Here is a 10,357-nt window from a genome sequence, read left to right as displayed (position 1 = left end):
TCCATACTCCAAACCAATTAATCGTAACGTTTTTTTAGGATTCGATTCAATATGATTTAGTATATCGCTCATGTTTCTGTATCAAAAAACCTCTTCAATCTTCTTCTACCACAGAATGTTACTATTTTGGAGATGTCTATTAATAATCGCGTCTCTCTCTTCTTTAGAGAATGGTATCCGAGCTGTTTTGCCAGTCTTCTTTGACCTAATCTCGCTAGCCATACCGTTAAATGGGTTCGATCTGACGCGCCTTTGCTTCTGCTGCCTTGCGTTTCTCTTAGGTATCAGCTAACCCTAGAGTTAAATATTTTTGTTTTCCGCCGTAGAGTATGCGTGGTAAATGTAGCCTCAACCGACCTTGAAAAGATTCAATACCTACGGAACCCTTACTTGACTTGTGTTGTGCTTTTATAGCTGCAACCTATTGACTATGAAAACCCCTGCTCTAAGCAAGGCATAGTCAAAAGCAATAGTCACAGCTAAGATTTAACAAATCTTCAATTGCGACAATTATGCTGAAAGCTTTGCTCTATCTAGTTTTTTCCGATGGCTCAAGGCAGATTTGAACTGCCGACCTTGGGCTTATGAGTCCCCTGCTCTAACCAACTGAGCTACTGAGCCAGATTTTTGACGCTTAACTATACTAACATATCGATCGCTAATCGTACTTTCTGACAAAATTTTGAAGCTAGACTCAAATTCGAGCCAACTCGATTTAAATTGAGAGGACACCGAAAGTTTTTCTCTATACTGTGAAATTGGCATGAGCATAAACACAGATGTAGCTTTTTAGCAAGTCTGAACTATACTGTTGCTGCTCGTATTCATCCTTACGATTAAGGATTGGATTAAAAAAGATGAACATCTACGGCTTCCTCCAATCTATCGGTATCGCCAGCCCATATGGTTATGGTTGGCTATCAGTCATGTTTACCTTTGTGTTGGCGTGGATAGTCACTTGGCAATTAATGCCAGAAGTGCGATCGTTCGCTTTAAAAGTAGGTTGGGCAGACCAGCCTAACGAGCGACGGCTCAACCGCGAACCTTTGCCTAATGCTGGTGGTTTGGTAATTTATACTGGAGTGTTAGCTGCTTTAGTATTGGCAACGCTTTTGCGCCCCATAGTTATTGAAGGAGTGCTAGCTGAGGTACTAACAATCTTGTTAGGAGGCTCGATTTTAGTTTTAGTAGGATTCATTGATGACCAATTTGGCTTGCCACCTTGGGTACGCTTGTCCGTACAAATTCTGACAGCTTTTTTACTCATTGCTAGCGATATCCGCATCGAAGCTAGAATATTTCCACCAATCGATCCGTTACTTTCGACTCTGATTACCGTGCTGTGGGTAGTTGGAATTACGAATGCAATTAACTTGATGGATGGAATTGACGGTTTAGTAGGAGGAGTCAGCTTTATCACTTCTATGAGCCTACTAGCAGTCTCGGCACAATTTGCCACTAGAGCCGCAGCAACTTTACTCTTAGCAGCATTGGGAGGCTCAGCACTAGGATTTCTGCGTCATAACTTTCATCCTTCCCGCATCATCATGGGAGACGCTGGAGCTTATTTTTTTGGCTACGTGCTAGCGGCTACCGCAATTTTAGGTAGCTTAAAAGTTAATACTGTATTTGCTTTAGTACCAACAATCCTATTTCTGCTGCTACCAGTCATTGACACAACTCAGGTGTTTGTCCTGCGGCTGATGGCGGGGAAAAATCCTCTTAGTACTCCTGGTAAAGACCATCTACATCACCGCTTGTTGGCTACTGGCTTATCGCAACGAGCTACGGCGATCTCATTATGGTCTTTCACCGCGATCGCGAATTGTTTAGCAATGAAATTACAAGGTATGACCCCTCTCACTATCTTGATGACTATGCTCAGCATTGTCGCACTTCTAAGCTTCACCATCTGGCAAAGAATTAGAAAGGCATGAAGGGGGTAGGGGAAGAAGTCGTAAGTCGTAAGTCGTAAGTCGTAAGTCAGAATTCACTTACCAATCCCTACTCCCTACTCCCTGTTCCCTGCTCCCTTCATCGAGGTAAAAAAGCCATCGGATTAACTGCTTTTTTACCTAGAGGATGAATTTCAAAGTGTAGGTGAGGACCGGTACTAAAACCAGTATTACCCATCTCGGAAATCTGCTGCCCTTGGTAGACTGTTTGACCTTTGTGAACGAGCAATCGCTTGTTGTGGGCATAGCGAGTAACTGTACCATCTGTGTGTTGAATATCAACCATATTGCCGTAGCCGCCAGAGTTCCAGCCTGACTTGATGACGACTCCAGCCGCAGCCGCAAAAATAGGTGTCCCCACCGGAGCAGCAATGTCAATTCCCCGATGCATCCTCCCCCAACGATAGCCATACCCGGAAGAAAGTTTCCCTCTAGCAGGCCACATAAAGCCCTTTTTGGAAATTATCGGTTTGGGTAAATAGGTATCTGCTGAATCTAAAGGTGGTAATGCTGGCGATACGTTTCGTTGCTGAATTGATTGGAGCGAATCTGTTGCATCTCTACCAATCGGTGCTGTTGCCAAGCTATCGTCACTTTCATCTTCAGTGGGTTGCACTGAACGCTGCGGCTGTTTTGGTGCTTCTACTTGTAAAGTCTTGCTTGCTTGTTTGGAATTGAAGTTTCGATCTGTTTTCAATTCGACAGATGCAATCTGACGCAGCTTCCGCAACAAGCGATCGCCACTCGTCTTGGCAGCAGGTTGTTCTGCTGGTGTTGCTTGACTCAGCAATGGCTGGGTGCGATATCTGTGCTGTAATTTCTCGATATCACTACGTAAATTTTGGACGTAGCGATCGCTCAACTGTGCTTGTTCTGCTTTTGCTGATTGCTGCCGCTGAATTTCTGCTATCCCTTGAGGATTGGCTTCCACAACCGAATCATCTTCAGAAATGTTGCCACCCATACCAGCATTAGTATTGTTTTCCAGAGCTGCTGTTATTGGCTGCTGGCTCTCACTTCCCTTTGATGGCGAAATTGGTACGATCAGCTGTTGGGCGATCTGAATGCGGTTGGGATCGGCTAATTTGTTGGCGGTAATGAGAGTTGTCAGTGGTAGCCCGTGTTGTTGCGCGATCGCACTCAGCGTGTCTCCGGCTTTTACCTTGTAGCTAAGTGCCTGTAAGGGGACTAGTACCATTGGGCGATCGACCGCCATTTTTGGCAGACTTGCTCCTGTCTGCGTTCCTGCCAAAGACATGCTTCGAGCTTCAGGCATTGCCTCCAGTACGTAAGGCATTGCCTCCCCACTTGCATTACCATGTGTTGAATGTGGTCTTTGTAACTGAGGATGGAATGCTAGTAGAGACACTGCGGGTTGCAGCCCAGGCTCGCTTGCTAGCGATGCCCCCATTTGTTCCTGGCTCGATGTACCTGCCGATGCTTGCCACTCCTCAAACACCATCTCTGCCGAACTATCTTCTTCCAAGCGATTCAATTTCTGTCTCAGGCGATCGATCGACCATCTTTGTCTGGCGATCGCTGCTTCTCGCTCGTCTAGTTGAGATACTAACGCTGCTGTTGATACGGTAATTTTACTTGCCTTGAGCTGGCGAATCAGGCGATTGACTCGCAAAGCCTGTAAAACTTTGGCTGTTTTCTCTGTTGGTTGCTTGGCTACAGGCTCAAATAACTGTGTCGCGTTAGTATGACTTCGAGTGAATGCTAAAGGCACGGTTGCCGCGATTCCTGTTGGCACACCAATGCTGCTAATAGTTAAGCTCGCTCTAGTTGCTATCGGCATTTGACTGAGCGAAGGCTGATTTACGGCTATGGCTGGAGCGCTATTACTGATTTGGGTCAATAGCAGATTGGACGCTCCGGCTGAGAAAATAATGCCGATCGTGGCGGCTGAAGTCCGCACTTGCCGCTTGGCTTTAGAGGCTCGATCTGCCCGATCTTTTGCCCACGTTTGTTTCAACAATGACCTCCTGTCTGGAATAGCGCTTAACTACCTCTGTTCATTTGCTCTGGCGATCGCAATTGCGATACTACTACATGAATGTTTTGAGTGTTCTCAAATCCAGTTTTTCATGCTGAGATAAATATGCTGAGGCAAGCTTACTAGGCATTTTTGATTTAAACAAGCTTACAGCCTATTGGCAAAAAAAATTAACGTTGTCTCCAGTCTGCTCAATATACTACAGTTGGGCAATTTCTACTTAAAGAATAAGAACTGCCCAGAATACAGGCATTTTTTGTTTTGGCATATTTATTTTTTCTTTTATCGTCTTTTAACATTTTTTAATTAAATCGTTACATTGATGTATTGAGTCATGTTACTTATGTTCTCTATTACACATAGTCAATTTAAGTTAATTTCTGTAAGCCAACAAGTATCGCATTTTACCAAAACTGCGAGCTACACAGCCAAAGCTTAAACCTGAGTACAATTACTCAAATCCTTAGCTTATCTCTATATGAGGGCTATCAATCCTCTATGACAAGGTAGATAAAAGATGAAGAAAATGTATCATCGAAAAAGACAGTTTGGTCAAATAGTTTATAAAAATTTCTTATATCTGCCTCAAGACTGAAAACTCGATCGTGAGAAATTAGCCAAACTAGCTGTAAAAAAAATTACTTCAATTTAAATCTAAGTCAAAAAAACCAGAGAATATACGTAAGTCAGTTATCAGTTAACAGGGGGCAGGGAGCAGGGAGCAGGGAAAGTTTGAATTTTGAATTTTGAATTTGTAGTTGCTCCCTATGCCCTCAAATATCCTAATTGCCGACGGGCTTCAAACAAACCAATGGCGACGCTGACAGAAAGGTTTAGACTGCGAACGCCAGTTTGAGCCATAGGAATGTAAACTCTAGCATGACAGACAGAGAGGACGGCTGGAGGTAATCCAGTTGTTTCGCTACCGAATAGCAACCAATCGTCAGCCTGAAATTGGTATTCGATGTAGTTCGATTCACCTTTAACGCTAAAGCCAACCCAGCGTCCCCCGCGCTCTAGATAATAGGTTTTGAAGCTGTCTAGAGATTCGTGGTAATGCAAGTTGACATATTGCCAGTAGTCTAAGCCAGCTCGTTTCAAATAGCGATCGCTAATTTCAAAACCCAACGGTGCAACCAAATGCAATTCTGTCCCTGTCGCCGCGCAGGTACGGGCAATATTACCTGTGTTGGGAGGAATTTGCGGGTGAACCAAAACGAGTTGAGGCATTTACAGTAAGTCAAAAGTCAAAAGTTAAAAGTCAAAAGCCAAGTATTCGTAGAGGCGGGTTTTTTGGGCAGACTATTCTAGAACAGATCGTTCTGCGGTTAAATCCGCCCGTACAAAAGTGAAAAGCTAAAACGTTCGATCGAGATATTGTCCTCTCCATAGCACAATTTAGCTTCGGATTCATAAATATATAGTTTTTTTAAATAAATGTAAATCGAAAACAAATGATTAAAAATTCTTAACATTTATTTGTCACTTGTCACTCGTCATTTGTCATTTGTTCTACCAATAACAAATGACAAATAACTGATGACTAATGCACTACACCATTGCCGACGAACAGAGCTTATCTTCCAGTTCTAACTCGCGATCGCTCATTGCTTGAATAGATTGCATGATAATGCTTCTTGGCTCAAAGCCGTATGCATGAAGTTTCAACCACTGCTGAGCGGTGTTACCCTCGCGCAGAATTTTTTGTACGGGAGAAAGAAAACAATTGAAGCCGTTTTGCTTGGCGATCGCCCAGACTTCTTGATAAACTTCTTCAATCCAGTCTCTCGCTAAGATTTTTCTGCCGTCTTGCCAATGAGTTAGCTGAGCGTCGAGGCTAGAACGAGCGACTGCGCTTTCGTTAGCAGCAGTAATTGTCAACAAATCTTCAGCGCGGGTTGTTGCTGGTAGGGTACTCATTTCTAGCGGATCGAGTTGTGGATCTGCTATGAGTTGGCACAGCCGCGCTTCTAGTAAGGCAGTAATACTTAATAAAGCAATCGGATCGGTGACGAGATCGCAGATTCTTAATTCTAAACGGTTGAGGTCGTAAGGGCGGCGATCGCCATTCGGTCTTACCGATGCCCAAAGATGGCGCACGCTCTGCATTGTCCCTGCGGCTAACTGTTCCTCAACCCAACGAATATGATGAGCGTGGCTTTCAAACAGGGGAACGTGCGCGGGAGTTTGAGGAAAAACTGCCCAACGGGTGGAGTGATAACCAGTAGGTTCGCCGTCAATAAAAGGAGAGGAGGCGCTGAGGGCGAGGTACAGAGGTGCTTCGACGCGGATCAGACGACACGCCCGTAAAAGTACTTCTGGATCTTCAATCCCAACATTAATATGAACGCTAGCAGTAACAACTGTAGTACCGTAGGTCTTTTCAATATATTCGTGGTATGGGTTATTCGGGTCGGAACGGTAGAAGCGATCGCTCCCCCCCAAAGATAAAGTACTACCAGGAATAAACGTGTAGTTGCCCAAGCGCTTGAGATATTCCCGTATTTTGCGCCGAGGGCGCAGTAGTTCGCACAACTGTCTTTCGTATTGATTTGAGGGAGACGTTATATACTCTACGTTACGGCTATCTGGCTCTTTGGCAAAATTACCCTCTAAATTTGCCACGATTTTGTCTGAAAGACCGACGACATCACCCGACGGTGTCCCCGTGTACATTTCAATTTCAAAGCCTTTTGATAGCAGCACTTGATTCTCCTCGGCTTGCAGTGAGTAATTCTTCCACTAACTAAGTGTATCTAGCAGCGGCAAAACTTTGCATCTGCCCGAAAGTTCAATACCTGCATTAGTTTGACTGACAGAGTTTCTATCCGTAGTTAGGTGCAGTTAGATCTTTATTTAATCCCAGAAGGTAATGCCAGAAGGCAGCAGGGAAAACATCCCTGGAATCCTTAGATGGCGGTTTAACCTTGCTATCACCATAGATCTAACCACCTCGTATCGACTCCTCTATAAAGAATCATATCGCTTTTCAGGAAATGAGCTGCGGATCGCTGTCAGCAGTTGATGAATAGCGCGAATAAATGAGGCTTGTCTGCCATTATTCCCGCTTTGCTTGCAAAAACTCTAGTTTGCGAGTATTCGTTAGCTCGTTGGAGAAACTTATGCGAAGAACGAAACGATTTCGATGGATACGCTATGTATTAATTGTAATTATGGTTTGCGGACTTGCTATTCTACCTCAAACAGTTCTATCTCAAGAAAGACAAATTTTTACAGTTAATAGCATCTTAGATGAACCGGACGGGAATATAGGTGATGGGAACTGTGTTTCCAATCCTTCCCGCCTCTGTACGTTACGCGCCGCAGTACAGGAAGGTCAGGCAGTCAACCGTGCTATCACCGTCCCAGCAGGTTTATACGAACTAAGTCAGGGACATTTAGATGTCACCAAAAACTTAACCCTGACTGGTGCAGGTTCTGGAAAAACAAAAATAGATGGCATGTTGAAAAGTCGCGTGTTCGATATCGCTGACACTGGCTTTGCCTACATTGGTAAAGTCACAGTACAGTGGGGTAATGCAACCCCTGGCTTTGCCAGTCACTCCCACGGTGGTGGTCTTCACAACCACGGGACGCTGATTTTAGTTGACAGCACAGTCAGAGCAAGTTCTATTAACTGGAGGTATGGTAACGTTTGGGGTGGCGGTGGACTTACTAATGCAAGTACGGGCAAAGCGACACTCGTGAACGTAACGATTGTGGGAAACTCTACATCTGGTGCAGGTGGGGGAATTGAAAACCTCGGCACGATGGATGTGTACAATAGCACGATCGCTAACAATCAGTCTTTCCGCTCGGCAACGAGTGGTGGTGGAATTGCCAATACTGGTACGATTCAGTTAAAGAATACGCTGGTAGCAAATAACTATGAGGGTGATAATTGCGACGGCACGATTGTCGATCTCGGTGGCAACCTGTCAAGCGATGCAACCTGTGGCTTTCCTACTAGCCGAAGTAACGTTGAGATCGTACTAGGCGGACGTGACGATAATGATATGTTGCCAATCTACGCTGAGAGTCCGGCAATCGATCGCGGGATCGACGACCAATGCCAGAGTACCGAGCAACGTGGTATGACTCGACCCCTGGACGGAAACAGAGATGGTGTTGCTGGATGCGATGTGGGTGCATACGAGTATCTCGCACCTCCAGCAGAGGGAATTGACAAGATGACCAACTAGAAAATTTCTATTTAGAAAAATAAAGAGTGGTTCGTTTTGAATTTGAGATTTTTTGGGATTTTAGATTTGGTCTAAAACCCCAAATTTCCTCTGATGCTTTTACCTTCTAGAGCGTCTGCGGAGGCGATCGATTGTGACGGCAACAATAATGACTAAACCCTTGACAACTAACTGCCAGAAGAATGACATATTCAATAGAGTTAGTCCGTTATTGAGGGTGGCAATGATTAACGCACCAAGCAGAGTTCCCCAGATAGTGCCAATCCCACCAGAGAAACTGGTTCCGCCCAAAATTACAGCCGCGATCGCATCGAGTTCGTATCCATTCCCTAGCATTCCTGTAGCACTGTAAAGACGGCTGGCGCTCATAATTCCCGCTAAGCCGGAGAGCAAGCCACTGACACCGTAAACAAATAACAGTACTCGCTTGACCTTAATTCCCGTTAGCCTTGCTGCCTGTTGATTGCCACCCACTGCATAGATCTGCATTCCCAAAATAGTGCGGCGGAGGATAAACCAGCTAGCTACCACTGTAAGCAACGCAATTACCACTAACCAAGGAACTGGTCCTAAGTAATTAATCCCGATCCAAGCAAAGTTGAGGTCGCGGTTGATAACGGTTGTACCGCTAGCAATTAAATAAGCAGCCCCTCGCAGAGCCGTGAGCCCACCTAGAGTGACAATGAAAGGTGGCAGTTCAAGAAAGGCAATTAAAGCACCGTTAATTAAGCCCAAACCCAAGCCTGCGAGTAAAGCAACGGGAACCGCCAGCCAGCCGACCCCTGGTATGAGTGATGTCAGTACGCCAACTACAGCTGTTACTCCCAGGATAGAACCAACCGAAAGATCGATTCCGCCCGTAAGGATTACAAACGTCATCCCTGTTGCTAGCACGATGTTGATCGATGCTTGCCGGAATATATTGACTATGTTGCCTGTGGTAAGAAAGTTAGGCGTGAGTAAGGCGAAGAGAATGCAAATCAGCGCCAGAATCGGTAGAATTCCTACTATCTGAAGCAGGTTACTTGCAGATTTACGCCTACCTCCCTTGGGGCGATCGCTCGATCTGCCGCGCATTGGTTTTGATTGGATTTGACTCATAATTTTTCTCCCTCAATTGCTCCGGTGGCGTAAGTCATAATCTTTTCTTGCGTAATTTTCTCGCCGTTGGTACTGTTTAATTCGCCAACTAAACGCCCTTCTCGCATCACCAAAACGCGATCGCTCATCCCAATAATTTCGGGTAGTTCGCTCGAAACCATTAAAATTGCAACTCCTTGGGCTGCTAAGTCGCTAATGATGCGATAAATCTCGCTTTTTGCGCCAATATCTACACCCCTTGTGGGTTCGTCTAACATCAAAACTTTGGGCTTAATTGCCAACCATCTTGCTAGCAGCAGTTTTTGTTGGTTGCCACCAGATAAATCTAAGGCTCTAATGCCTAGTTCTGCTAGCCGAATATTGAAGTTATCGACTGCGGCTGAGGCAATTTGGTTAATTCGTAATGGGCTGATCGTGCCTACTTTTGCTTCCCGTTTGAGCAGGTTAATTGCAATATTCTTGCGGCAGCTCATTTCGAGAAATAAGCCCTGTTCTTTGCGGTCTTCTGGCACGTAACCAATACCCGCGGCGATCGCATCGCTGGGTTGATTGATGTTGAGATGTTTACCATCTAAAATCACTTCACCACTTGTCTTGGGGTCAGCACCGAAAATTAACCGACAGAATTCCGTACGTCCTGCGCCTACCAGCCCCGCCAAGCCAACAATTTCTCCTGCATGTAGTGTTAAACTTGCAGGCTGAATTTTGCCACCATCGCTAATGTTCTTTACTTCTAGTACGACTGAACCGATGGTTTTTCCAGGCTGTTTTTCAAACAAATCTTGCAAAGGTCTGCCTACCATCATTTGTACCAGGCGCTCGCTAGAGATCTCCTGGCGTTCTAAACTGCCTACATACTCGCCATCTCGCAAAACGCTAATGCGATCGGCAAGCGCGTAAATTTCTTCCATGCGATGACTGATGTAGATAATGGCAATGCCGTTGTCTCGCAGCTTACGAATTAACTCAAATAGTTGTTCTGTTTCGCGGTCTGACAGTGCTGCGGTTGGCTCGTCCATAATTAGGATGCGGCTATTGTCCTTGAGCGCCCGCGCGATTTCGACTTGTTGCTGTTCGGCAATTGAGAGGCGAGAAACCGT

Annotated in this window: 7 protein-coding genes and 1 tRNA gene; 2 read left to right on the top strand and 6 right to left on the bottom strand. The window is 45.2% G+C overall.

Translation table 11 applies throughout. The features are described 5' to 3' along the window. Positions 1–547 precede the first annotated feature (547 nt). A tRNA-Met gene (locus ACRC32_RS07215) sits at positions 548–621 on the bottom strand. A gap of 236 nt (positions 622–857) precedes the next feature. Here ACRC32_RS07215 and ACRC32_RS07210 point away from each other — a divergent pair. After that, positions 858–1,937 carry an MraY family glycosyltransferase gene (locus tag ACRC32_RS07210; protein WP_438553329.1) on the top strand — a complete coding sequence of 360 codons (1,080 nt, stop codon included), beginning with the start codon at positions 858–860 and terminating at the stop codon, positions 1,935–1,937. Positions 1,938–2,034: 97 nt separating this feature from the next. Here the strand turns inward: ACRC32_RS07210 and ACRC32_RS07205 are convergent, their stop codons facing one another. The 3 genes from ACRC32_RS07205 to gshA form a co-directional block, all read right to left on the bottom strand. Further along, positions 2,035–3,933, bottom strand: coding sequence for a peptidoglycan DD-metalloendopeptidase family protein (locus tag ACRC32_RS07205; protein WP_438553328.1), 1,899 nt, complete (start codon positions 3,931–3,933; stop codon positions 2,035–2,037). Positions 3,934–4,719: 786 nt separating this feature from the next. After that, positions 4,720–5,184 carry a tRNA (cytidine(34)-2'-O)-methyltransferase gene (locus tag ACRC32_RS07200; RefSeq protein ID WP_438553327.1) on the bottom strand — a complete coding sequence of 155 codons (465 nt, stop codon included), beginning with the start codon at positions 5,182–5,184 and terminating at the stop codon, positions 4,720–4,722. A 321-nt stretch (positions 5,185–5,505) separates the two neighbouring features. Continuing rightward, positions 5,506–6,660: a glutamate--cysteine ligase gene (gene gshA, locus ACRC32_RS07195; RefSeq protein ID WP_438553326.1), complete on the bottom strand. Its 1,155-nt coding sequence runs from the start codon at positions 6,658–6,660 to the stop codon at positions 5,506–5,508. Positions 6,661–7,076: 416 nt separating this feature from the next. Between gshA and ACRC32_RS07190 the strand changes: the two genes are divergently transcribed. Beyond that, entirely contained in the window at positions 7,077–8,156 is a 1,080-nt protein-coding gene (locus tag ACRC32_RS07190; RefSeq protein ID WP_438553325.1) for a choice-of-anchor Q domain-containing protein, read from the top strand. A 99-nt stretch (positions 8,157–8,255) separates the two neighbouring features. On the opposite strand, the gene ACRC32_RS07185 is transcribed toward ACRC32_RS07190, so the two are convergent. Together ACRC32_RS07185 and ACRC32_RS07180 are read right to left on the bottom strand one after the other, a co-directional pair. Further along, a complete protein-coding gene (locus tag ACRC32_RS07185; protein ID WP_438553324.1) occupies positions 8,256–9,257 on the bottom strand; it encodes an ABC transporter permease subunit in 1,002 nt (333 codons plus the stop codon). After that, positions 9,254–10,357, bottom strand: a 1,104-nt coding sequence (locus ACRC32_RS07180) for a sugar ABC transporter ATP-binding protein (protein ID WP_438553323.1), incomplete at its 5' end; no start/stop codon positions are given. The genes ACRC32_RS07180 and ACRC32_RS07185, both read right to left, overlap by 4 nt.

Source organism: Chroococcidiopsis sp. (assembly GCF_051657925.1).
GTDB lineage: Bacteria > Cyanobacteriota > Cyanobacteriia > Cyanobacteriales > Chroococcidiopsidaceae > Chroococcidiopsis.
This window is presented reverse-complemented; position numbering and strand designations above follow the sequence as displayed.

Coding starts and splice junctions, on each gene's coding strand:
- ACRC32_RS07210 (WP_438553329.1), top strand. CDS start 858: ATGAACATCTACGGCTTCCTCCAATCTATCGGTATCGCCAGCCCATAT.
- ACRC32_RS07200 (WP_438553327.1), bottom strand. CDS start 5,184: ATGCCTCAACTCGTTTTGGTTCACCCGCAAATTCCTCCCAACACAGGT.
- ACRC32_RS07190 (WP_438553325.1), top strand. CDS start 7,077: ATGCGAAGAACGAAACGATTTCGATGGATACGCTATGTATTAATTGTA.
- ACRC32_RS07185 (WP_438553324.1), bottom strand. CDS start 9,257: ATGAGTCAAATCCAATCAAAACCAATGCGCGGCAGATCGAGCGATCGC.